17 protein-coding genes and 1 pseudogene are annotated in these 23,119 nt (G+C 62.3%); 9 read left to right on the top strand and 9 right to left on the bottom strand.

The features are described from left to right. Positions 1 to 231 precede the first annotated feature (231 nt). Positions 232 to 1,122: a phenylalanine 4-monooxygenase gene (gene phhA, locus Q8R81_RS04065; RefSeq protein WP_305616169.1), complete on the top strand. Its 891-nt coding sequence runs from the start codon at positions 232 to 234 to the stop codon at positions 1,120 to 1,122. Between the two features lie 250 nt (positions 1,123 to 1,372). Here phhA and Q8R81_RS04060 read toward each other — a convergent pair whose 3' ends face one another. The 4 genes from Q8R81_RS04060 to Q8R81_RS04045 form a co-directional block, all read right to left on the bottom strand. Continuing rightward, on the bottom strand, positions 1,373 to 1,642 hold the full coding sequence (locus tag Q8R81_RS04060) for a hypothetical protein (protein ID WP_305616168.1): 270 nt from the start codon (positions 1,640 to 1,642) through the stop codon (positions 1,373 to 1,375). Positions 1,643 to 1,727: 85 nt separating this feature from the next. Continuing rightward, positions 1,728 to 1,994, bottom strand: coding sequence for a GlsB/YeaQ/YmgE family stress response membrane protein (locus Q8R81_RS04055; protein ID WP_305616167.1), 267 nt, complete (start codon positions 1,992 to 1,994; stop codon positions 1,728 to 1,730). Between the two features lie 120 nt (positions 1,995 to 2,114). Continuing rightward, positions 2,115 to 2,936 (bottom strand): undecaprenyl-diphosphate phosphatase, encoded by an 822-nt coding sequence (locus tag Q8R81_RS04050; RefSeq protein WP_305616166.1) that lies wholly within the window; start codon positions 2,934 to 2,936, stop codon positions 2,115 to 2,117. A 43-nt stretch (positions 2,937 to 2,979) separates the two neighbouring features. Further along, a complete protein-coding gene (locus Q8R81_RS04045) occupies positions 2,980 to 4,794 on the bottom strand; it encodes an ABC transporter transmembrane domain-containing protein (protein ID WP_305616165.1) in 1,815 nt (604 codons plus the stop codon). Positions 4,795 to 4,967: 173 nt separating this feature from the next. On the opposite strand from Q8R81_RS04045, the gene Q8R81_RS04040 reads away from it, so the two are divergent. Beyond that, complete coding sequence (locus Q8R81_RS04040) at positions 4,968 to 6,224, top strand: polyhydroxyalkanoate depolymerase (protein WP_305616164.1); 1,257 nt, start codon at positions 4,968 to 4,970, stop codon at positions 6,222 to 6,224. Between the two features lie 72 nt (positions 6,225 to 6,296). Here the strand turns inward: Q8R81_RS04040 and Q8R81_RS04035 are convergent, their stop codons facing one another. The 3 genes from Q8R81_RS04035 to Q8R81_RS04025 form a co-directional block, all read right to left on the bottom strand. Then, the gene (locus Q8R81_RS04035) at positions 6,297 to 6,758 is read right to left on the bottom strand and encodes a MaoC family dehydratase (protein ID WP_305616163.1); all 462 of its coding nucleotides are present in this window, start codon (positions 6,756 to 6,758) and stop codon (positions 6,297 to 6,299) included. 78 nt (positions 6,759 to 6,836) lie between these two features. After that, the gene (locus Q8R81_RS04030) at positions 6,837 to 8,204 is read right to left on the bottom strand and encodes a putative O-glycosylation ligase, exosortase A system-associated (protein WP_305616162.1); all 1,368 of its coding nucleotides are present in this window, start codon (positions 8,202 to 8,204) and stop codon (positions 6,837 to 6,839) included. Then, complete coding sequence (locus tag Q8R81_RS04025; RefSeq protein ID WP_305616161.1) at positions 8,197 to 8,358, bottom strand: hypothetical protein; 162 nt, start codon at positions 8,356 to 8,358, stop codon at positions 8,197 to 8,199. Before Q8R81_RS04025 ends, Q8R81_RS04030 begins: the two co-directional genes overlap by 8 nt. Before the next feature lie 66 nt (positions 8,359 to 8,424). On the opposite strand from Q8R81_RS04025, the gene Q8R81_RS04020 reads away from it, so the two are divergent. The 4 genes and pseudogenes from Q8R81_RS04020 to Q8R81_RS04005 form a co-directional block, all read left to right on the top strand. Continuing rightward, positions 8,425 to 9,651, top strand: coding sequence for a TIGR04063 family PEP-CTERM/XrtA system glycosyltransferase (locus Q8R81_RS04020; RefSeq protein ID WP_305616160.1), 1,227 nt, complete (start codon positions 8,425 to 8,427; stop codon positions 9,649 to 9,651). A gap of 6 nt (positions 9,652 to 9,657) precedes the next feature. Continuing rightward, a complete protein-coding gene (locus Q8R81_RS04015) occupies positions 9,658 to 11,517 on the top strand; it encodes a hypothetical protein (RefSeq protein WP_305616159.1) in 1,860 nt (619 codons plus the stop codon). Between the two features lie 298 nt (positions 11,518 to 11,815). Continuing rightward, on the top strand, positions 11,816 to 16,456 hold the full coding sequence (gene gltB / locus Q8R81_RS04010) for a glutamate synthase large subunit (protein WP_305616189.1): 4,641 nt from the start codon (positions 11,816 to 11,818) through the stop codon (positions 16,454 to 16,456). A gap of 30 nt (positions 16,457 to 16,486) precedes the next feature. Then, positions 16,487 to 17,902: pseudogene (locus Q8R81_RS04005) on the top strand (glutamate synthase subunit beta); the annotation flags it as partial. An 80-nt stretch (positions 17,903 to 17,982) separates the two neighbouring features. Here Q8R81_RS04005 and Q8R81_RS04000 read toward each other — a convergent pair. Continuing rightward, positions 17,983 to 19,311 carry a hemolysin family protein gene (locus tag Q8R81_RS04000; protein WP_305616157.1) on the bottom strand — a complete coding sequence of 443 codons (1,329 nt, stop codon included), beginning with the start codon at positions 19,309 to 19,311 and terminating at the stop codon, positions 17,983 to 17,985. Between the two features lie 176 nt (positions 19,312 to 19,487). Between Q8R81_RS04000 and Q8R81_RS03995 the strand changes: the two genes are divergently transcribed. Together Q8R81_RS03995 and Q8R81_RS03990 are read left to right on the top strand one after the other, a co-directional pair. After that, positions 19,488 to 20,180 carry an OmpA family protein gene (locus Q8R81_RS03995; protein WP_305616156.1) on the top strand — a complete coding sequence of 231 codons (693 nt, stop codon included), beginning with the start codon at positions 19,488 to 19,490 and terminating at the stop codon, positions 20,178 to 20,180. Between the two features lie 128 nt (positions 20,181 to 20,308). Further along, positions 20,309 to 21,304: an aldo/keto reductase gene (locus tag Q8R81_RS03990; RefSeq protein WP_305616155.1), complete on the top strand. Its 996-nt coding sequence runs from the start codon at positions 20,309 to 20,311 to the stop codon at positions 21,302 to 21,304. Here the strand turns inward: Q8R81_RS03990 and Q8R81_RS03985 are convergent. Beyond that, on the bottom strand, positions 21,301 to 22,077 hold the full coding sequence (locus Q8R81_RS03985; RefSeq protein ID WP_305616154.1) for a 3'(2'),5'-bisphosphate nucleotidase CysQ: 777 nt from the start codon (positions 22,075 to 22,077) through the stop codon (positions 21,301 to 21,303). The genes Q8R81_RS03990 and Q8R81_RS03985 overlap by 4 nt on opposite strands. A 212-nt stretch (positions 22,078 to 22,289) precedes the next feature. Here Q8R81_RS03985 and sucC point away from each other — a divergent pair. Beyond that, the coding region (gene sucC, locus Q8R81_RS03980; protein WP_305616153.1) for an ADP-forming succinate--CoA ligase subunit beta at positions 22,290 to 23,119 on the top strand (830 nt) is incomplete at its 3' end.

Raw genomic sequence — 23,119 nt, 5'->3', positions numbered from 1 at the left:
ATCCTGAAATTTCGCGCGCGAATCTGAAAACGAATGTAGCGGCGCGTTTCCACGCCGCCGTCACAGGGTGGGGCCGTTGGGATAGAATCAGGGTAAAGTCAAGCGACCAGAGACGCGTCTGGCGATTTGCCGGAAACACTTGGTCATGGTATTGGTTGCATCAGTAACCATATTAGAGAGATGATGCCGACCTTGAACGCCCCTGCTTTTGATTTTGCCCAGCTACCGGACATGCCTGACACTGTGTTCACTGCGCCCCTGCGCCGCCCTTCACGGGTGGGCGATGACTGGGTGGAGCCGGAACAGCGGCGCTATACGGCAGACGAGCACGGGGTGTGGGACGCGCTCTATGCGCGGCAGATGGAGGTGCTTCCCGGCCGGGCATGCAGCGCGTTCCTGCACGGGCTGGAGCGGCTGGACCTGGGGCGCGGAGGCGTGCCTGATTTTGCGCGGCTATCGGAGGAGCTGGGCGCGCTGACCGGGTGGAGCGTGGTGCCGGTGCCGATGCTGATTCCCGATCACGTGTTCTTCTGGCATCTGGCCAACCGCCGCTTTCCGGCGGGCAATTTCATCCGCACGCGCGAATGCTTCGACTATATCGAAGAGCCGGACGTGTTTCACGATGTGTTCGGGCACGTGCCGATGCTGACCGACCCGACTTACGCCGATTACATGCAGGAATATGGCCGAGCCGGGTGGAAAGCCATGCGGTATAACCGACTGAAGGCGCTGGGCGCGCTCTACTGGTACACGGTCGAGTTCGGGCTGGTGATCGAGGACGGCGCCCCGAAGGTCTATGGTGCGGGCATTCTCTCGGGGCCGCGTGAGGCGGTGTTTGCGCTGGAGGGCAAATCGCCCAACCGGATCATGCTGAACGTCGACCGGGTGATGCGCACCGATTATGTGATCGACGATCTGCAGCCGACGTATTTTGTGATCGAGAGTTTTGCCGACCTCTATCACCAGACGGTGGAGCGCGATTTTGACCGGCTCTATCGCGCGCTGGGGCCAGGGTTCACTTATGCCAATACGGCAGTGATCGACGTGGATGATGTGTTGCAGCGGGGGACGCTGGAGTATCATCTGCGCGGTGGGCACGGGTCAGGCGCATTGCCGGTCTAGCAGCGCTGTTGCGCATTCAACCTACTGTTTCCCCGTCACTCTGAACTTGGTTCGAGGTCCATCTCTCCTCACGAGCGGACAGGGTTTGGGGGAAATGGATCCTGAAACAAGTTCAGGATGACGAAGAATGGTTGGAGGTGTGACTGGCCTTTTAGAGCGGACACAGCGACATAGAAAAAGCCCGGCACCTCCAGGGTAGTGCCGGGCTTTCCTTGGCCATCAAGGCAGGTGCGAGCGTGCGCCCGCAGCCTTACATCTTGTCGGCCTGGTCTTCCATCGCATCGGCCTTGGCTTCGCCCGTCGCGCGGACGGCATCGGCCTTGGCTTCCATTGCGTCTTCCGATGCGCCGCCCATCATGTCGGCACGATCTTCCATCGTATCGGCAGCGGCTTCGGAGTTTTCGCGGACCATGTCGGCCTGATCTTCTGCGGCATTTTCCTGATTGCTGTCGCACGCGGCAAGGCCGAGGCCCATCGCCAGTACCGGCACCATCATTGCGCCCTTGAAGAAACCTTTCATGTGCATCCCTTTCCGGATTGAAGTCTTGTGATGTGGCGAAGGCGGCTCTTGCGAACCGCCTTCGGGAAATGAACGTCGTTTCGGTTTAGCGAACCGATCCGCGACGAACGAGGTTGACGATGGCGAGCAGGATCAGCGCGCCAAGGAACGAAACGATCAGCGTGCCGGCCGAAATGCCCTGCGTGATGCTTCCGCCGCCAATCAGCGGTGCCAGCAGGAAGCCGCCAAGCAGCGCGCCGACGATGCCGACGACGATGTTCAGGAAGATGCCCTGCTGACCATCGGTGCGCATGACGATGCTGGCCAGCCAGCCGAGAATGCCGCCGACGATGAGAAGAATGATAAGGCCCATGATGCTACCCCTTTGAACTGTTGCCGTAAGTGGCGTTCTGGGGAGTCAATTCCGGGCGAGGTAATTTGTTCCACCGTTGCGGTGGATGGTTGTTGGCCGTGTTTGATTATCGCTGTGAAATCAGCGCATTGCCAACCATATGATGGCGGCAGCTCCGGCCACGATGCGATACCATGCAAAGGGTTTGAACCCTGCGCGGCTGACATAGGCGACGAAAAAGCGGATCACCGCGAGCGCGACGACGAACGAAACGAGGAAGCCAACCGCGATTTCGGTCCAGCCCACGCCGCCGGACGCGAGCGTGCCCGACATGATCGCCTCGCGATTGTCGAGCAGTTCGAGCGTGGTTGCGCCCAGCATGGTGGGGATGGCGAGGAAGAAGCTGAATTCAGCCGCCGTGCGGCGCTCTATGCCCATCGCCAATGCGCCCATGATCGTCGCGCCCGAGCGGCTGACGCCGGGCACCATCGAGAGGCACTGGATGAAGCCGACGCCCAGCGCCTGGCTGAGCGGCAACTGGCCGATCCCGGTGAGTTCGCCGGGCTTGGCGTATTTTTCGATCACCAAGATCGCGATGCCGCCGATGATCAGTGCCCAGCCGACCACCGACGGGCTGCCGAGCAGGACGTCGATATAGTCCTTCAGCAGCAGGCCGAGGATGGCCGAGGGGATGAAGGCGGCGAGCAGATTGCGCAGGAAGCGCAGGGAGATAGGCTCAAGCCGCAGCAGGCCCATGCCGACCGCCCAGAAGGTGCGCCAGTATTGCACCACCACCGCCAGGATCGCGCCCAACTGGATCACCACGTTGAACATGGCCCACTGGTGCGGATCGAAGCCGAACAGCTCGGTCGCGAGGATCAGGTGGCCGGTGGAGGATACCGGGAGAAACTCGGTAAGGCCCTCGACGATGCCGAGCAGGATAGCGGTGACGATAGAGTCCATGATGCTTCCGGGGTTTGCCGCAACGCAGCATCAAGTCAAGGTGTCAGGCTGCCATCCCGTCAAATTGCAGGCGGGCGAGGCGGGCGTAGAGGCCATCGGCAGCGCTGAGGCTGGTGTGGGTGCCCTGTTCGACAATCCGGCCACCGTCCATGACCACGATACGGTCTGCCGCGCGGATCGTGGCGAGGCGGTGGGCGATGACCAGCGTGGTACGGTCCTTCATCAGCCGGTCGAGCGCGTCCTGCACCAGACGTTCGCTTTCAGCATCCAAGGCGCTGGTGGCTTCATCGAGCAGCAGGATCGGCGAATTGCGCAGCACCGCGCGGGCAATGGCAATGCGCTGGCGCTGGCCGCCCGAAAGGCGCGCGCCGTCTTCGCCAAGGAACGTGTCGAGGCCTTGGGGCAGATCGCGCAGGAACTGTTCGGCGTTGGCGTTGCGCGCAGCTTCCCAGATCGCCTCATCGGTTGCCCCCCAGTTGCCGTAGCGCAAGTTGTCACGCGCCGAGGCGGCAAAGAGCGTGGCATCCTGCGGGACGAGCGCGGTACGCATGCGGATTTCCGCCGGATCGGCGCTGGTCAGCGGCACGCCATCGATGCGGATGGTGCCGCCGTGCGGATCGTAGAAGCGCTGTGCGAGCAGGAACAGCGTGGACTTGCCTGCGCCCGAGGGGCCGACGATGGCGACGGTTTCGCCCGGTTCGACCGTCAGCGAGAAATCGTCGAGCGCCAGCACTTCGGGGCGCGAGGGATAGCGGAAGGCGACGTTCTGGAACGCCAACTGCCCGCGCGGGGGCACCGGTAGCGCAGTGGGGCGGGCAGGAGGAGCGATGTCCGGCTCTTCGCGCAGGAGCTCGTTGAGGCGTCCGGCGGCACCAGCGCCGCGCAGGAGATCGCCGTAGACTTCGGACAGCGCACCAAGGGCACCGGCAACCAAGCCTGCGGTGATGACGATGGCGAAGATCGTGCCGCCGCTGATCGTGCCGTTGGCAACGCCGATCGCGCCTTCCCACACCAGCATGGTGATGCCGCCGAAGATCAGCAGGATGACGATAGAGGTCATCCCTGCGCGGATCGAGATGCGGCGCAGCGCCGTCTGGAACGTGGCCTCGACCTTTTCGCCAAAGCGGGCGAGTTCGCGTTCCTCTTGCCCGAAGGCCTGCACGATCTTCATTGCGCCCAGCACTTCGGAGACGATCACGCCGATGCCGGCCACGCGGTCCTGGCTGGAGCGCGACACATTGCGCAAGCGGCGGCCGATGATCACGATGGGGCCGACCACCAGCGGGATGCCGATAAGCAGGATCGCGGTCAGCTTTGGCGCGAGGTAGAGCAAGTAGCCGAGGCCGCCGATGGCGGTGATGGTGTTGCGCAGGGCGACGGAGACGGTGGTGCCGACAACCTGTTCGATCACCGCTGTGTCAGACGTCATGCGCGAGGCGATTTCCTTGGGGCTGTTCGTCTCGAAGAACGAGGGAGGCAGGCGCAGCAGGTTGGCCTGCACTTTCAGCCGCACGTCGGCAACGACGCGCTCACCCAGCCACGACACGAAATAGAAGCGGCAGGCGGTGCCGATGGCAAGCACCAGCACGATCAGCAGCAGGTACTGAAACCAGCGGCCCAGCTCGTTCACATCGGCCCCGGCGGAAAAGCCCTTGTCGATAATGAGGCGGAAGCCCGAGGGGATCGCCAGCGTGGCAGCAGATGTGACCACCAGCGCGGCAGAGGCGGCGGCGACGCGGCCCGGATAGCGCGCGGCCTCGTCCCAGATCATGCGCAACGGGCCAAGAGTCCGGGCCTTTGCGGCCGGTTCGGCTGGTGCGACAGCTTGCGGTTCGGTCTGCGGGGTATGCTCGTCCATGCGCCTCGCCTAGCCCAAGCCACGTCTTGCCGGAAGGGGGCATTGGTGTGGTGCCAACCTGACCGGATGTTTGTTGCGTTGCACAAACGGTCGAATCGAGGCAATCTGCTTTCAACGACTCCTGAAACCGGGCTTTCGGCCATGTTTCGGGCAACAACCAAAAGGTGTTCGCAGTGCTGTACAAAGCTTATGAAATCCAGCGCTCGCTGATGAATGCGAGCAGCGCATGGGCCTCAATGATGGCCGATGCCCTGACCGATCCGCGCAATCCGTTTGCGGGCATGGGCCAATCGCAAACCATCGCCAACGCGCTTGATGTGTTCGCCCATGCTGCAGCGCCGCGTGGGAAGCCTGCCTTCGGGATCAAGGTGATCCACGTCGATGGCGCGGCACACGCGGTTAAAGAGACGACCGTGGTTACCCGCCCGTTCGGCGATCTGAAGATGTTCACGCACGAAGGCCTGCCCAAGAACGCACCGCGCCTGCTGATCGTTGCACCGATGAGCGGCCACTACGCCACGCTGCTGCGCGGCACGGTGGAGCGCATGCTGGAACGCTGCGTTGTCTACATTACCGACTGGGCCGATGCGAAGTATGTGCCGCTGGCCGAAGGCGTGTTCGATCTTGATGACTACATCGATTATCTGACCGGCTTCCTTGAGCATATCGGCGAAGGCGCGCACATGCTGGCGGTGTGCCAGCCTTCGGTGCCATCGCTTGCCGCAACCGCAATCATGGCGGCCAACAAGCACCCTTGCCGTCCGCTGACGCTGACCATGATGGGCGGCCCGATCGACACGCGCGAAAGCCCGACAGCGGTAAACGACCATGCCGTTACTAAGCCGCACGTGTGGTTCAAACACAACGTGATCACCACCGTGCCGGCCAACTATCCGGGCGAGGGGCGACGCGTCTATCCGGGCTTCGTGCAGCTTGCCAGCTTCATGTCGATGAACATGGCCAGCCACATGATGAGCCACTACAAGCTGTTCCAGCACATGAACGCCGGGGCCGACGAAAACGCCGATGCCACGCGGACATTCTACGATGAATACCGTTCGGTTTGCGATCTCCCCGCCGAATTCTATTTGCAGACGGTGGATGTGGTGTTCCAGCGCCACGCCCTGCCCAAGGGTGAACTGATCCATCGCGGGCAAGCGGTGGATCTGGGGGCCATCACCGACACCGCGATCCTGTGCATCGAAGGTGAGCGCGATGACATTTCGGGCATCGGCCAAACCAAGGCCGCGCTGAAGGTAACGCCGAACCTGCCTGACGAGATGAAGCAATACCTGCTCGCCACCGAAGTTGGCCACTATGGCATCTTCAACGGCTCACGCTGGCGATCAAACATCGCACCGGTGGTGGACCAGTGGATCAATACGTTCGAAAAGAAGGCCAAGAGCCGGAAATTGAGCGTGGTAGCTTGAGGCACCACACCTGACACCTCAAAGGGCCGGTCGGACATTTTTCGCCCGGCCCTTTTTACGGACAATCGCCAATCAAACGAAGAACTGGCTCACCCATTCGCAAAGTAGCGCGGGCTTGGCCTCGCCTTCGATCTCAACCGTGATTTCCATAGTCTGCTGCCACTGACCGGGGCGTTTTTCGTCCATTTCCAGCAGTTTGAAGTGGCCGCGCACGCGCTTGCCGACGCGGACGGGGGCGAGGAAGCGGGTGCGGTTGCCGCCGTAGTTTACGCCCATCTTGATGTTTTCAGGGCGGGGGCAATCGCTCTCCATCGTCAGCAGCGGGATCAGCGAAAGGGTGAGGAAGCCGTGCGCGATGGTGCCGCCGAACGGTGTAAGCTTTGCCTTTTCGGGATCGACGTGGATGAACTGGAAATCGCCAGTGGCCTCGGCGAACTTGTTGACCCGCTCTTGCGTGATTTCGACCCATTGAGAGGTTCCAACGACCGAGCCGACCATGCCTTTGATCTGCTCAGCGGGAATGAATCTGGTCATGGTTTTGCGCCTTCCTGAATACTTTGCCTGCAGAATGCCGACACGTTCGGCGTTGCGCAAGCGTATTTAAGCAGGCGGTTAAGCGGCGGTGAGGGTCTGGTGCAAGCCGCGCGGTTTGCGAAACGGTTCGGGCTGGGCTGCCTTCACACGCTGAATATACGCCCACAGCCCGCATTGTAGCCCGACCAGCATGTAGCAGAACGGCTGGAACGCGATACCGACGAAGGTGGAGCCGACGAGGTAGATCACCTGCGCCTGCTGCAATGCCTCGGCCAGCGGCGAGACCCAGCGGAATTCCTCGCTCTCTTCCTTGCGAAAGCGTCGGCGCAGCACTTCCATCTGCCACAGGCCAAGCAGATGCAGTGCCAGCCACATGGCAAGGCCCGGCCAGCCCTGTTCGCCCAGCATTTCGAAATAGCTTGAGTGATAGGCGCGGGCTTCGTCCACTACCGGGCGGTATTCCAGTGCCGTATTGTTGTCGCCTGCCTGCTGCGCGGTGACGGCGTTGTATTCCAGCTTGTTCTGGCGATAGGCGTCAAAGCCGCCGCCGAACGGGCGGTCCTTCACGAAATCCAGCGTCCACATCCACACTGCCACGCGGGTGGAGGCGGATTCATCGGACTGGTGATTGCCGATGGTGTTCATCCGCGCGACGAATTCCGCCGGGAGCAGTGGCAGGCTGATGAGCGCGCCTGCGGCCATCAGCGAAACGATCATCAAGCGCCGCTTGGCGGTGCGCAGGACCAGCGCGGCCAGCACCACCACGCAGACAAGGCCAGTGCGCGCGCCGGTGCCGATGGGCATGAGTGCACAGGCGAAGCACAGTGCCCACGCGAAGCCCTTTACCCGCCAGTCAGGCGGAAAGATCGTGCCGAAGCGCGCCAGCCACAGCGCCAGCGGGATCACTGCGATGGACACCGCCGAGATGATCGAGCTTTCATAAAGTCCCGTGTTGTTGTCGACCAACAGTCGCAGCGTGCCATATCCGCCGCCGCCAGTGATCGTCTTGATGCCGCCGCCGATGACGATGACGCCGATGGACAGGACCATGACCAGCGTCAGCGCCTCGATCCGCAGGCGGGTGCGCAACGTGAGCGGCAGGAACATCGCAAAGACCAGCGCCTTCCACACCCATGACCACTTTTCAGCGGCCTCAAGCGGGAAATCGGCCTGTTGCGTAGTCATCCCGCAATAGATCAGCAGCATCAGCATGAGGAACTGGCGCAGGGAAAAGCGGGTGCCGTTCTTGTCCTCGGCCACGAACCACGCGCCGAATGCGCAAAGGAAGGCGATCAGCGAAATCGGGATCTGGGACATAATGCCCCAGCTGACCTTCTGCGGCGAGACGACGTCGATATAGGTATAGGCCAGCACGAAAATGAACGGGCGGCGGAATCCTGCGCCGATGAAGGCCAGCACGAAGCTGAGCAGGAACAGGTCAAGCATCGCCACCGCCTGGCGGTTTTGCGCGCGTCTTGCGGAACGGAACGCGGCGGCTGGGCAATGAGGGATCATCGTCGAGATCGTCACGCTTCAGCAGCCGCCAGACGGCAATCGCCATCAGCAAGTGTGGCAGGAAAAGCGTGAGTTTGTCGATCATCGTGGGAAGACCGTTAGCCGGTCTGGGTTGACGCGGCGTTAAGGCTTGTCTGGCAGGAAGCGGGGGATGACCCGCGTGCTTCATGTCCTTGACCATTCGCTGCCGCTGCACAGCGGCTATACCTTCCGCACGCGCGCGATTTTGAAGGCGCAGCAGGCGATGGGGCTGGAGGTGCGCGGGGTGACCGGACAACGGCACAGCGCGGCGCATTCGGGTGACCCCGAGGAAGCTGACGGCCTTCTGTTCTACCGCACCTCCGGGGCCGCTCAGGGCTTACCGTTGGTGCGCGAATGGAACGAGGTTACGGCGCTGGCGGACCGGATCGTCGCGCTGGCGCAGGAATGGCGACCGGATGTGCTTCACGCCCATTCGCCCGCGCTATGTGGCCTTGCCGCGTTGAAGGCCGGGCGCAGGCTGGGCATCCCGGTGGTCTATGAAATTCGCGCCTTCTGGGAGGATGCGGCGGTGGGCAATGGCACCGGGCGCGAGGGTTCAGCCAAGTATTGGCTCACCCGCGTGCTGGAGAATGACGTGGTCAGCGGGGCGGACCGGGTGGTGACGATCTGCGACGGGCTGCGGCAGGACTTGATCGCACGCGGATATGCGCCCGAGAAAATCGCGATCATGCCCAACGGTGTCGATCTTGAGATGTTCGGCAGTCCACTGGAGCGCGATGCCGCATTGGCGCAAGAGCTGGGGTTGGGTGATGGGCCGGTGATCGGCTTCCTTGGCAGCTTCTACCCTTACGAAGGCCTCGACGACATGATTGCAGCCATGCCAGCCATCGTGGCGCGTGTGCCCGATGCACGGCTGCTGCTGGTCGGCGGTGGCCCCGCCGAGGCGGCATTGCGCGCGCAGGCGGCGGCATCAAGCGCGGCCAATGCGATCCGCTTCGTGGGGCGGGTGCCGCATCACGAGGTTGATCGGTATTACTCGCTGGTCGACGTCGTCTGCTATCCGCGCAAAGCCATGCGGCTGACCGAACTGGTAACCCCGTTAAAGCCGCTGGAAGCGATGGCGCAGGGAAAGCTGGTGGCAGCATCGGACGTTGGCGGGCACCGCGAATTGATCCAGAATGGTGTTACCGGCACATTGTTCGCGCCGGATGATCCCGCTGCAATGGCCGCTTCAATGGCCGAGCTATTGCTCAATCGCGAAGGCTGGGGCGCGCGCCGTGAGGTGGCAAGGCACTTTGTGCGTAAGAACCATGACTGGGCTCTCAACGTGAGGCGTTATCATCCCGTTTACCAAGTCCTGTTACCGAATCACATATTGCCCGCAATGGCAGCCTGACCGGCGATGTTGCGGAGTTTGACTGACCGGCGATCAACCGGAAAAGAGCAGGACGAAACGCCAGTGACCGTGACCAAGCGCAAGCCAAAGCCCATCACCGCGCACCCCATGTTCCCGGCTGTGACCGCGTTGTGGTTCGCGGCCTTCCTTAGCCTTGGCAGCTTTGCGGTGGCGCCAGCCCTGCTTGAAGGGCCGGTCGTGGCGCTCGGCATTCCTGAAATTCTGCCGGCCGCACAACCGCCGCTGGGCTTTACAGTGCGCGCGCTGGTGGCGATCGTGATGATGGGTGTGGGCGGCCTTGTGGGCTACATGATCGGTCGCCGCCTTGCGCATGGCCATGTTGAAGCGCCGGTCCGCGCGCGTTCGTTCGGACGTTCGGATGAAAAGGCGGCTTCGCCTGCCCGGCCGCCGCTGCACCGACGGCCGCTCAATCCTAGCGAGGATCTTGGCGATCCGCTGACCGGCGCGGCATTTGCACCGCCATCCGTCTTTGCCGCTGCGTCTGATGTGGCAGCGCCGCTTGCCGAAACCGATGAGCACACTGTCCTTGAAGTCGCCCGACTGCCTTGGGAGGACGAGCGCTCTGATTCAGCGCAGCGTGGCACGCTCACCGATGATGCGCTTGCAGATGATCCGCTGGCGCTGGACCTGCTGTTCGAGGACGCAGAAATCGTTGCCGAGGAGGCTGCGTCAGGCGAACGGCAGGAATTCACGGCAAGCGCCGATGTGATGCCTGAGGTCGGCTACGATGCAGACGAGCCTGTGGATGAGGCTTTCGAGCCTGAAGTTCCTGCCCAAGCCGCAGATTTTACAACGAACTTTGCAGACCCGGCTCCGGCCTATGCTGCCATGCCGCTGATCAAGACGCCGCTGATGCAGGCGCCTGCCGCCGTGCACATGCCGCTGGCGCGCACGCCGCTTGAAGATCTGGGCCTGGTCCAGCTTACCGAGCGACTGGCGCTGGCGATTGGCCGTCGCAACGCGCGTGCGCATGCTGCGCCGCAAAACCCTGCGCCGACGGCACCCTATGCTGTGCACACGGTTGAGGCTTTCGTGCCTGCCCCAGCAGCGGACCCGGTGCACGGCAGCGATCCGGAAAGTGGAATCCGGGATTTTGACGGATTTTCGGTGGCTGCGCCGCAGCCGTCTCCCGTGCTTGCGCGCTTCCAATCTGCGGTGGCTGACGATGCCGATGCCGACAATCAGGCACCCTCGCTTGAAACCGAACGCGTCGTGCAACTTCGCCCGGCTGCGCTTCAGCCCTTCGTGGCCGAATTCGATGCCGAAGAGGATGAGGATGTTCCCGGCCTCGCTCGCTTCCTGCGCGTGTCCACGCAGCAGCCGACGTCCGAGCCGGTCGATGCCTGCGATGAAGAAGACGAGTTTGACGACGAGGAAGATGGCGACGCTGCTTCGGATTTTGTCGAGTCCGTCGACGCGAATGCCGACCCTGACGTTCCGGAAGAGCGCTATCCGTCACTGCTGGATATGAGCAGCGGCAGCAACCGCCATCAGGCCCTGCAGCTGTCAAACGATGACGAGGGTGACGAATACGATGCTGACGCCCGGGCTGATGATGCCGAGCCGGTCGTGGTCTTTCCGGGGCAGTCTGCGCCCATCCATGCGGCACCTCGTCCGTTTGAGCGTCCATCTGCGATGGGCGGAGCTTCGGACCTGCCAACCTCGATCATCCCTGTGCCGGGGTCGCCACTGGCCTCGCCGGGCCGCGCTGCGCCGTCCAGCCCGATTGATACGCTGGCCGAACCTGTGTCGACGGTGACCAGCACTATCGTTGAAGCCGAGGAGGCGGACCGCGCGCTGCGCGCCGCGCTTGCAACGTTGCAGCGGATGACCGCGCAGGGCTGATCCCCACGCTTCATCGCGGGTCGTGGGCCAGGCGTTCCGTACGACCTGGCCGGGGGCTGGGCAAGGGCCCGGGTAGGGTGGCTTATGTGCCACCTTTTCTGCCGCAAAAACCCACGAAAACCGCAGTTTCTGCCATATCGCATGCGTATTTTCGGGCTTAACCGCCCGGTTGATGGCCCTGCGCAGTTGCAAAATAACTTTCCGGCAGTCATGGGGGCACTTCGCGCAATTTTCGTCGCCTCACAGCGGCGTGATTCGCGTGGCTTTGCCTCTTTTTGGATGTAGGACGATCATCGAGATGGGATTTCCGCCGGTTCAGGGCCTGTACGATCCGCGTAACGAACATGACGCTTGTGGCGTGGGCTTCATCGCTCACATTAAAGGCCAGAAAAGTCATGCCATCGTGGATCAGGCGCTTGAGATTCTGCGCAATCTTGATCATCGCGGCGCGGTCGGTGCCGATCCGTTGCTGGGCGACGGCGCCGGTCTGCTGATCCAGATTCCCGATCCGCTGTTCCGCAAATGGGCCGCTTCTGAAGGCCGTGAACTGCCGCAGCCGGGCGATTATGCCGTGGCCATGTGCTTCCTGCCGCAGGACGAAGCTGCACGCCTGTTCGTGACCGAGTTTTTCGAGAAGTTCATTGCCAAGGAAGGTCAGGAACTGATCGGCTGGCGCGATGTGCCCGTCACGATGGACGGCCTTGGCAAGACCGTGATCGAATCGATGCCGGTGATCCGCCAGTGCTTCATCAAGCGCGGGGCCAACACGCCGGACCAGAACGCTTTTGAGCGCAAGCTGCTTGCCATCCGCAAGCAGACGCAGAACCCGCTGGCAGCAATGGCTGAAAAGCACGGGTTGCCGGGCGTGACGCAGCTCTACATGCCCAGCTTCTCGACCCGCACGATTGTCTACAAGGGGCTGTTGCTGGCCAACCAGGTCGGCTCGTTCTATGACGATCTGCGTGATCCTGACTGCGTTTCGGCGCTCGGCATGGTTCACCAGCGCTTCTCCACCAACACTTTCCCCAGCTGGAAGCTTGCGCACCCGTTCCGCTTCGTTGCCCACAATGGTGAAATCAACACCGTTCGCGGCAACGTGAACTGGATGAACGCACGCCGCCGCACGATGGAATCCGAGCTGCTTGGCCCGGATCTGGACAAGATGTGGCCGCTGATCCCGCACGGCCAGTCGGACACGGCTTGCCTTGATAACGCACTCGAACTGCTGTTGGCGGGCGGATACAGCCTTGCCCATGCGGTGATGATGCTGATTCCCGAAGCATGGGCCGGCAACCCGCTGATGACGCCTGCGCGCCGTGCGTTCTATGAATACCACGCTGCGCTGATGGAACCGTGGGACGGCCCCGCTGCCGTGGCCTTTACCGATGGCCGCCAGATCGGCGCGACGCTGGACCGCAATGGCCTGCGCCCCGCACGCTTCTCGATCACGCGCGATGATTTGATCTGCATGGCTTCGGAAAGCGGCGTTCTGCCCTTCCGTGAAGAAGACATCGTCCGCAAGTGGCGCCTGCAGCCGGGCCGTATGCTCCTGATCGACATGGAGCAGGGCAAGATCATCGAGGATGAGGAAATCAAGGCAGTATTGGCTGCTGCCGAGCCTTATGAAGAGTGGCTCGAACAGGCGCAGTACAACCTCAAGAAGCTCGACGTGATCGAGCCTGAGCTGGCTGCGCTGCCGGTTGAGACAACCTCGCTGCTGGATCGGCAGCAGGCGTTTGGCTACACGCAGGAAGACATCAGCAAGTTCCTCGAACCGATGGCGATTGCCGGGGAAGACCCGCTGGGTTCGATGGGCACCGACACGCCGATTGCGGTGCTGTCAAAGCGTTCGCGCCTGCTGTATGATTACTTCAAGCAGAACTTTGCGCAGGTCACCAACCCGCCGATCGATCCGATCCGCGAAGAACTGGTGATGTCGCTGGTCAGCATGATCGGGCCGCGCCCGAACCTGCTGGGTCACGATGCGGGCAGCCACAAGCGCCTCGAAGTTGATCAGCCGATCCTGACGAATGAGGAAGTGGCCAAGATCCGCTCGGTCGAGGCCGCGCTTGACGGTGCATTCCGCACCGCCACTATCGACGCAACGTGGGACGCAGCCAGCGGGGCCGATGGTCTTGGACAGGCGATCAAGGAAATGTGCTGGGCCGCCACCGAAGCCGTGCTGGCCGACAAGAACATCCTGATCCTGTCTGACCGCGCGCAGTGCGAAAGCCGTATCCCGATGCCGGCGGCGCTGGCAACGGCAGCGGTGCATCAGCATCTGGTGCGTCAGGGCCTGCGCATGCAGACCGGCCTTGTGGTTGAAACCGGCGAAGCGCGCGAAGTGCATCACTTCTGCGTGTTGGCGGGCTATGGCGCGGAAGCGATCAATCCGTATCTGGCGTTCGAGACGCTGGAGCAGATCCGCGTTGCCAAGGAGCTTCCGCTCGAAACCAAGGATGTAAAGAAGAACTACATCAAGGCCATCGGCAAGGGCATCCTGAAGGTCATGTCCAAGATGGGCATTTCGACCTACCAGTCCTATTGCGGCGCGCAGATCTTTGACGCGGTGGGCCTGTCGAGCGCGTTCGTGGACGCCTATTTCACCGGCACCGCGACGACCATCGAAGGCGTCGGCTTGAAGGAAATCGCCGAGGAAACCGTTCGCCGCCACGCTGCTGCCTATGGTGACAACCCGATCTACAAGAAGATGCTCGACGTGGGCGGGATGTACCAGCTGCGCCTGCGTGGCGAAGAACATGCCTGGACGGCCAGCAACATCGCCAGCCTGCAGCATGCTGTGCGCGGCAACACCCCTGAAAAGTATCGGGAATTCGCCCAGTCGATCAACGATCAGGCCGAACGCCAGCTGACCATTCGCGGGCTGATGGAGCTGAAGAAGGCTGATCAGGCCATTGCGCTCGAAGAGGTTGAACCCGCCAGCGAAATCGTCAAGCGTTTCGCCACCGGCGCGATGAGCTATGGCTCGATCAGCTGGGAAGCGCATACCACGCTGGCCGTGGCGATGAACCGCATCGGCGGAAAGTCGAACACCGGTGAAGGCGGCGAAGATCCGGCGCGCTTCACGCCGATGGCCAATGGCGATTCGATGCGTTCGGCGATCAAGCAGGTCGCCTCGGGCCGCTTTGGCGTGACCGCGGAATACCTCGTCAATGCCGATGATGTGCAGATCAAGATGGCGCAGGGCGCAAAGCCCGGTGAGGGCGGCCAGCTGCCGGGTGACAAGGTTGACAAGACCATTGGCAAGACCCGCCATTCCACCCCCGGCGTTGGCCTGATTTCGCCGCCGCCGCACCACGACATCTACTCGATCGAAGACCTTGCGCAGCTCATTCACGATCTCAAGAACGTGAACACAGGCGCGCGCATTTCGGTCAAGCTGGTGTCCGAAGTGGGCGTTGGCACTGTGGCTGCGGGCGTTTCCAAGGCGCGCGCCGATCATGTGACGATCTCGGGCTACGAAGGTGGCACGGGCGCTTCTCCGCTGACCTCGCTGACGCACGCGGGTTCGCCTTGGGAGATCGGCCTTGCCGAAACCCAGCAGACGCTGCTGCTCAACAACCTGCGCAGCCGCATCTGCGTGCAAGCTGATGGTGGCCTGCGCACCGGGCGTGACGTGGCCGTGGCCGCGCTGCTCGGCGCTGACGAGTTCGGCTTTGCCACCGCACCGTTGATCGCCGCTGGCTGCATCATGATGCGCAAGTGCCACCTGAACACCTGCCCGGTCGGCGTTGCCACGCAGGATCCGGTGCTGCGCGCCCGCTTTACCGGTCAGCCGGAGCATGTGATCAACTACTTCTTCTTCGTCGCCGAAGAGCTGCGCGCGATCATGGCCGAAATGGGCTTCCGTACCGTAGCTGAAATGGTCGGGCGGGTTGACCGGCTTGAGGCCAACAAGGCGATCCACCACTGGAAGCTTGAAGGCATCGACCTGTCGAAGCTGCTCCACCGCGTCGAACCGGCCCCCGGCACGACCCTGAACTGGAGCGGCACGCAGGACCACGGCCTTGAAGCGGCGCTCGATCAGGACTTGATCAGGGCCAGCGCTGCGGCGTTGGAAAGCGGGCAGGCGGTTCGCCTTGAACGCACGGTGATCAACGTCAACCGCACGGTCGGCGCAATGCTTTCGGGCGAAGTGGCCAAGAAGTATGGCCACAAGGGCCTGCCGGACAACACCGTGCATGTATCGTTCAAGGGTGTGGCCGGACAATCGTTCGGTGCGTTCCTTGCACACGGCGTCACGCTCGATTTGGTGGGCGATGCCAATGACTATGTGGGCAAGGGCCTTTCGGGCGGCCGCGTGATCGTGCGTCCTCCGGCGCATGTCGAACGCGATCCGGCGGAGAACATCATCGTCGGCAACACCGTGCTTTACGGCGCGATTGCCGGTGAGGCCTACTTCAACGGTGTGGGTGGTGAACGCTTTGCTGTGCGCAATTCGGGTGCCATCGCAGTTGTCGAAGGCACCGGCGATCATGGCTGCGAGTATATGACCGGCGGCGTTGTCGCAGTGCTGGGCCGGACCGGGCGCAACTTTGCGGCCGGCATGTCCGGCGGCATTGCCTATGTCTACGATGTGGACGGCAACTTCGCCCAGCTCGTCAACGGCGCTATGGTCGACGTGCTGCCGGTTTCGGCTGAGCGCGATGAGGATGACGGGGCAGGCCGTCCGCAGCAGCGCGGCGTTGACGTCTATGACTACGGCATGGGCGACATGCTTTATCATGACGCGGAACGTCTGCGCGTGCTGGTGGAACGGCATCACCTCTACACCGGCAGCAAACGCGCCCGCGAGATTCTCGACAACTGGGCAGAGGCTCTGCCAAAGTTCGTCAAGGTCATGCCGCGCGATTATGCGCGGGCGCTCCGTCAGATGGAGGCCGAGCGCCTCGAAGCCGCGTCTGTCGCGGCTGAGTAAGGGTTAGATACGATGGGCAAGGCAACCGGCTTTCTCGAAATCGACCGCAAGGATCGCAGCTATGATGCGCCTTCGGAACGGTTGAAGCACTACCGCGAATTCGTCATCCCGCATGACGATGCAGGCCTGAAAGGGCAGGCGGCACGCTGCATGAACTGCGGCATTCCGTACTGCCACAACGGCTGCCCGGTGAACAACCAGATCCCTGACTGGAACCACCTGGTCTATGAGAACGACTGGCGCGAGGCCGTCGACAATCTCCATTCGACCAACAACTTCCCCGAATTCACCGGCCGCATCTGCCCCGCCCCGTGCGAGGCGGCCTGCACGCTGAACATCGTGGACCAGCCGGTCACCATCAAGTCGATCGAATGCGCCATCGTTGATCGCGGGTGGAAGGAAGGCTGGATCGAACCGCAGGTTCCAGCGAAGAAAACCGGCAAGTCGGTTGCCGTGATCGGCTCCGGCCCGGCCGGCATGGCCGCTGCCCAGCAGCTGGCGCGCGCCGGTCACTCGGTCACGGTGTTCGAAAAGAACGACCGCATCGGCGGGCTGCTGCGTTACGGCATCCCTGATTTCAAGATGGAAAAGACCCACATCAACCGCCGCGCGATGCAGATGGAGGCTGAAGGCGTCCAGTTCCGCACCGGGGTGGAAGTGGGCGTGACCGTCTCGTTCGCCTCACTGCGCGAAAACTTCGATGCAGTGGTGTTGGCGGGCGGCGCGGAAGATCCGCGTGGCCTTGGCATCCCCGGCGCAGAACTGCCCGGCGTGCGCATGGCGATGGAATTCCTGACCCAGCAGAACAAGCGCAATGCAGGCGACGATGAACTGCGCGCCGCTCCGCGTGGCTCGCTGCTCGCCACGGGCAAGCATGTTGTCGTCATCGGCGGCGGCGATACCGGTTCGGACTGCGTCGGCACGTCCAACCGTCAGGGCGCAGCTTCGGTCACCCAGTTGGAAATCATGCCCAAGCCTCCTGAAAAGGAAGACAAGGCGCTGTCATGGCCCAACTGGCCGCTCAAGCTGCGCACGTCCTCCAGCCACGAAGAAGGCTGCGAGCGTGAGTTCGCCGTGTTGACGAAGCGCGTGGTGGGCGAAAACGATGTTGCCGGTCTCGAATGCGTCCGCGTCGAGTGGGTGGGCGGCCAGATGCAGGAAGTCGCGGGCAGCGAATTCGTCATCAAGGCGGACCTGATCTTCCTGGCGATGGGCTTCCTCGGTCCGCGCAAGCAAGGCTTGCTCGAACAGGCAGGTGTCGAACTTGATCCGCGCGGCAACGTGAAGGGCAACGTGGCCGACTACAAGACCAGCGTCGAGAACGTGTTCTCTTGCGGTGACATGCGCCGGGGGCAGAGCCTCGTCGTCTGGGCGATCCGCGAAGGCCGCCAGTGCGCACGCGCTGTGGATGAAGCGCTGATGGGCGTGAGCGAACTGCCACGCTGATCATCACGCCATAGCTGAAACAGAAAAAGGGGCGTCCAGATCGGGCGCCCCTTTTTTCATGTCCCCGAACCGTGTGGTGGTTACCCGTCACCCTCCGGCTCAATCACCACCGCAGCCTTCTTTTTGCTGACCAGCAGCTTGTCGATCTTGCGCCCGTCCATGTCGACCACTTCAAAACGCCAGCCCTGATCGGTGAAATGCTCGCCCTCGTTTGGCAGACGCTTCAGGACCGAGAGGCAAAACCCGGCGGTCGTGGCAAACTCGCGGTCGTCAGGCATATCGATGCCCAGCCGATCTGCCAGCGCATCAGCGGGAAACGCGCCCGCGATCAACAGCGATCCATCCTCGCGCTCCACCACCATTGGCGAATCGCCCGCATCGCCGTGGCCAACGAAGTTGCCTGCAATGGCCGCCAGCAGGTCTGCCGGGGTAACGATGCCTTCAAGATGGCCGTATTCGTCATGGACCAGCGCCAGCGCCACTTCGGCCTGCTGGATCATGGTCAGCGCGTCCATCGTATCCAACTGGTCGGGCACGATGGCGGGCTTTTTCATCAGGCGACCCAGTTGCACCTTGCGGCCGCGCAGCAGCGTGGACAGCACGTCACGCACTTTGACCACGCCGACGATCTTGTCGACCGAGCCATCGGCCACCAGCAGCAGTGAATGGGGAGAGTCCTCAATCGCCGCGCGAAGCTCCGTTTCGGGCGCGCGGCGCTCGATCCAGTGAAGTTCGGTGCGCGGCGTCATCACCTCGCGCACCGGACGCTCGGCCAACCGCATGATGCCGCTCATCAGCGCGCGCTCTTCTTCCTCGATCACGCCTGATCGCGTGGCCTCGGCAAAGATCATGTGCAGCTCTTCGGCGGTAACCTCCTGATCGGTGCCCTTTTTCAGGCCAAGCAGGCGGATGATCAGGCTGGTGGAATTGTCCAGCAACCACACCAGTGGTGCCGTAATCCGCGCCATCATGGCCATTGGCGGCGCTGCGATCTTTGCAATCGTGTCCGAAGCGCGCAAAGCCAGATGCTTGGGCACGAGTTCGCCAACCACCAGATTGAGATAAGTGGTAATGGCAATGACGAGAGCGAAACCCACATCGTCGGCATAGCGCTCCGGGAAGCCCCATGCGGCGAGTCGTTCAGCCGTAGGCCCACCAAGACTCGCCCCGGAATAGGCACCGGCGATAATGCCGACGAGCGTAATGCCGATCTGCACTGTCGATAAAAATTTTCCGGGGTCGGCAGCCAGCGCCAAGGCCACCTTTGCGCCCTTGCTACCTTCTTCGGCGGCAACCTTTAGCCGCGAGGAGCGAGCCGAGACGATTGCCAGTTCCGACATGGAAAACAGGCCGTTGAGCACGACGAGGCCCAGAATGAACAGGACGTCGGACCAAGGATAAGGAGTCATTCTTCGCCCCTAACAGACTTCCCCGAAAAGGCGAATAGCCGGTTGTTGGTTCCGGCTTATCTGGTTTGTGTGACGCTGTTCGGGAACCGTTCAGCCAGACTGGGCGTATTTGGCCGTGTCAAAGCGCCGTTCTGTCGCTAAATTCAAAACAGAACGCCGGTCAAAGGGGACAGGAAATGAATATTCGTCGCGTCATGATGTCGAGCTTGTGTGCCGTATCACTGGTCAGCCTGTCTGCCTGCGTGACCGACCCGAACACGGGTGAGCAAAAGGTTTCGCGCACCGCCATCGGCGGCCTCGGTGGTGCTTTGGGCGGTGCGCTGCTCGGTGGGCTCATCGGTGGCAAGACCGGGCGTATCGTCGGCGCGGGCATTGGCGGCGTTGCCGGTGGCGTGATCGGCTACCAGAAGGACAAGCAGATCCGCGAACTGCGCGAACAGACCGCAGGCACGGGGATCGACGTTAGCGAGACTGACGGCGGCAACGCCATTCTCGTCAACCTGCCGAACGGCGTGACGTTCGATGTCGATAGCTCAACGGTAAAGCCTGCTTTCGGCACCACGCTTGATCGCGTTGCGCAGTCGCTGGTGCAGTATCCGAACTCGCTGATCGACGTTTACGGCCACACCGATTCGACCGGTTCCGATGCTTACAATCAGGCACTGTCTGAACGCCGCGCTCGTGCAGTTGCGGACTATCTGACCTCGCGCGGTGTTGGCTATGCCCGCATGCGCAGCCAGGGCTACGGCGAATCGCAGCCGATTGCTTCGAACGACACCGAGCAGGGCCGTTCGGCCAATCGTCGCGTCGAAATCAAGATCGTGCCGATCAGTCAGGACGATGTGAACGCTGCACGCACCGGCCAATAAGCACTTTAGGCATTTCAGAAGCGGCGCTGCCCCTCGCGGGTGGCGCCGTTTTTGTTATGGAACATGTGTTTCGCGGTTGACCCTCGCCGCGCGCTGCTGGCATCGGCACCTGCAAAGGAGTTCAGCCCATGACGATTCAACGCCGCACGATCAACGGACGAGAGGTCAATCCGGTCGGCCTTGGCTGCATGTCATTAAGCTGGGCCTATACCGGCCGCCCGAGCGAGGAAGACGGCATCCACCTGCTCCAGCACGCTGTGGACATCGGCTACGATCACTTTGATACCGCGCGCCTCTATGGCCGTGGCCACAATGAAACCCAGGTCGGCATCGCGCTGAAGGGGCGGCGCGACAAGGTCTATCTCGCCTCCAAAATGGGCATTTTTGCCAGCGGTGAAAAGCGCGGGGTGGATTGTCACCCCGACACAATCCGCAGCGAACTGGAAGTCTCGCTCAAGCTGCTGCAGACCGACCACATCGATCTTTATTACATGCACCGGCGTGACAAGACCGTGCCCATCGAAGAATCGGTCGGCGCGATGGCGGACCTTGTGAAAGAGGGCAAGATCGGCGGCATCGGTCTGTCCGAGATGTCTGCGGACACGCTCCGCCGGGCCGCATCGGTTCATCCGATCGCCGCGATGCAGACCGAATATTCGCCGTGGACGCGGCAGGCGGAAATCGCCGTGCTCGACGCCTGCCGTGAACTTGGCACCGCTTTTGTTGCATTCTCACCGGTAGGGCGCGGCGTGCTGGCCAATGGCTTGCGTGATCCGGCGACTTTGCCTGATGGCGATATTCGCAAGGCAATGCCCCGCTTTATGGGCGAAAACTGGCCGAAAAATCTGGCCTTGATCGATGAATTCAACGCCATCGCCGCGCGTGAAGGCGTTACCCCGGCACAACTCAGCCTCGCTTGGGTGCATTCTCGCGGGGACCATATCGTGACCATCCCCGGGACCGGCAAGATTGCGCATCTGGAAGAGAACATCGCACGGTGGGACTGGGAAGTGCCGTCCGCCACCGCAGCCGAAGTGGATGCGCTGATCAACCAACATACCGTAGCCGGCCACCGCTATGCCGGGGCGATCCTGCCCACCATCGATACCGAGGATTTTGATTAGGCGAGTTTTGCCGCCCGATCCGCCAGTCGCTCGACCGCAGCGGCATGGATCGCAGGCGCGGTGACCAGCAGGCCAAAGGCGCGCGGGTCGCGCTTGTTGTAAGACAGGGGCTGTCCAAAGGCATCGGATGTCGCCGCCCCTGCCTCACGCGCGATCAGCGTGGCCGCCGCGATGTCCCATTCAAAGCCCCAGCGCAGAGTCGCGAGCAGATCAGCCTCGTTTGCGCCGACCATCGCGATGCGCAGGGCAATCGAATTGGGTTTGTCCACCACAACAAGGTCGGCGTCCGCCTTGGGCAGGCTGTCTGCCGGAACGCGTGAACCAGCCAGCACAGTGCGGGTGCTGGCCTGCAAGGGCACATCATTGCGCCACGCGCCTTGTCCCGCAATTGCCGCCCAGTATTCGCCGCGCGCAGGGGCGCTGAGCGCACCGATCAGCGGACGTCCCTCGCTCACCAGCGCCACCGAAACCGACCAGCCGGGGCGTCCACGCACAAAATCACGGGTGCCGTCCACCGGATCGACCAGCCAGCACAGCCCGCGGTCCAACCGATCAGGGTGATCCACCGTCTCTTCAGACAGCCAGCCCGCCGACGGCAGCAACGCGCCAAGTTCGCGCTTCAGGAATGCATCCACCGCAATGTCGGCATCGCATACCGGGCTCCCGGGTGTCTTTTCCCACACCGCTGGCGCATGGCCGTGGCCAGGCCAGAGTGCGAGGGCCATTTCACCGGCGCTGCGGACGATGGCGTGAAGGCGATCATAGTCGATCATCGTGCGCCCCGGATTGCGAAGGCACTTGTGCGTCGCTGCAATTGCGAGTTGTTATCAAAGATAGGTTGCAGCCTCGCATTTACGCCCCTTTTCAAGCTTCGCGTGCTGTGCTTAAGGCATAGCGACTCAAAGCGCCATTGGCGGCGCATACCTTTGCGCCGATCGTGGCGCGCCTGTAGGCCCGGAAGGGCCGTTCAAGTCGGGGATCACGCATGAACGTCCATGAATATCAGGGCAAGGAACTGCTGGCAAAGTTTGGCGTCGGCATTCCGGCCGGCATTGCCGCGCTGACCGTTGAAGAAGCTGTTGCTGCCGCAAAGCAGCTTCCCGGGCCGCTCTATGTCGTCAAGGCGCAGATCCACGCTGGCGGTCGCGGCAAGGGCAAGTTCAAGGAACTTCCCGCCGATGCCAAGGGCGGCGTGCGCCTGGCCAAGAGCATCGAGGAAGTCGAAGCTTTCGCCAAGGAAATGCTCGGCAACACCCTCGTCACCATCCAGACCGGTGACGCAGGCAAGCAGGTCAATCGCCTCTACGTGACCGATGGCGTTGATATTGCCAAGGAATACTACCTGTCGATGGTCGTGGACCGCGCTTCCAGCCGCGTCGCCATGATCGTGTCGACCGAAGGTGGCATGGACATCGAAGAAGTCGCCCACTCGACGCCGGAAAAGATCCACACAATCACCATCGATCCGGCTGAAGGCTTCATGCCGCACCACGGCCGCGCTGTCGGCTTCGCACTGGGCCTGACGGGCGAACTGCACAAGCAGGCCGCCAAGATCTCTGGCCAGCTTTACAACGCCTTCGTGGCGCTTGATTGCGACATGCTCGAAATCAACCCGCTGGTGGAAACCAAGGACGGAAACCTCCTCGTCCTCGACACCAAGATGAGCTTCGATTCGAACTCGCTGTATCGCCACCCCGATGTCTTCGCCCTGCGCGACGAGACCGAGGAAGATCCGGCTGAAATCGAAGCCAGCAAGTATGACCTTGCCTACATCAAGCTTGATGGCAACATCGGTTGCATGGTCAACGGCGCAGG

It is taken from the genome of Novosphingobium sp., assembly GCF_030696665.1.
Lineage (GTDB): Bacteria > Pseudomonadota > Alphaproteobacteria > Sphingomonadales > Sphingomonadaceae > Novosphingobium.
The sequence above is the reverse complement of the archived record's forward strand: the minus strand, read 5'-3'. Positions and strand labels throughout refer to the sequence as shown.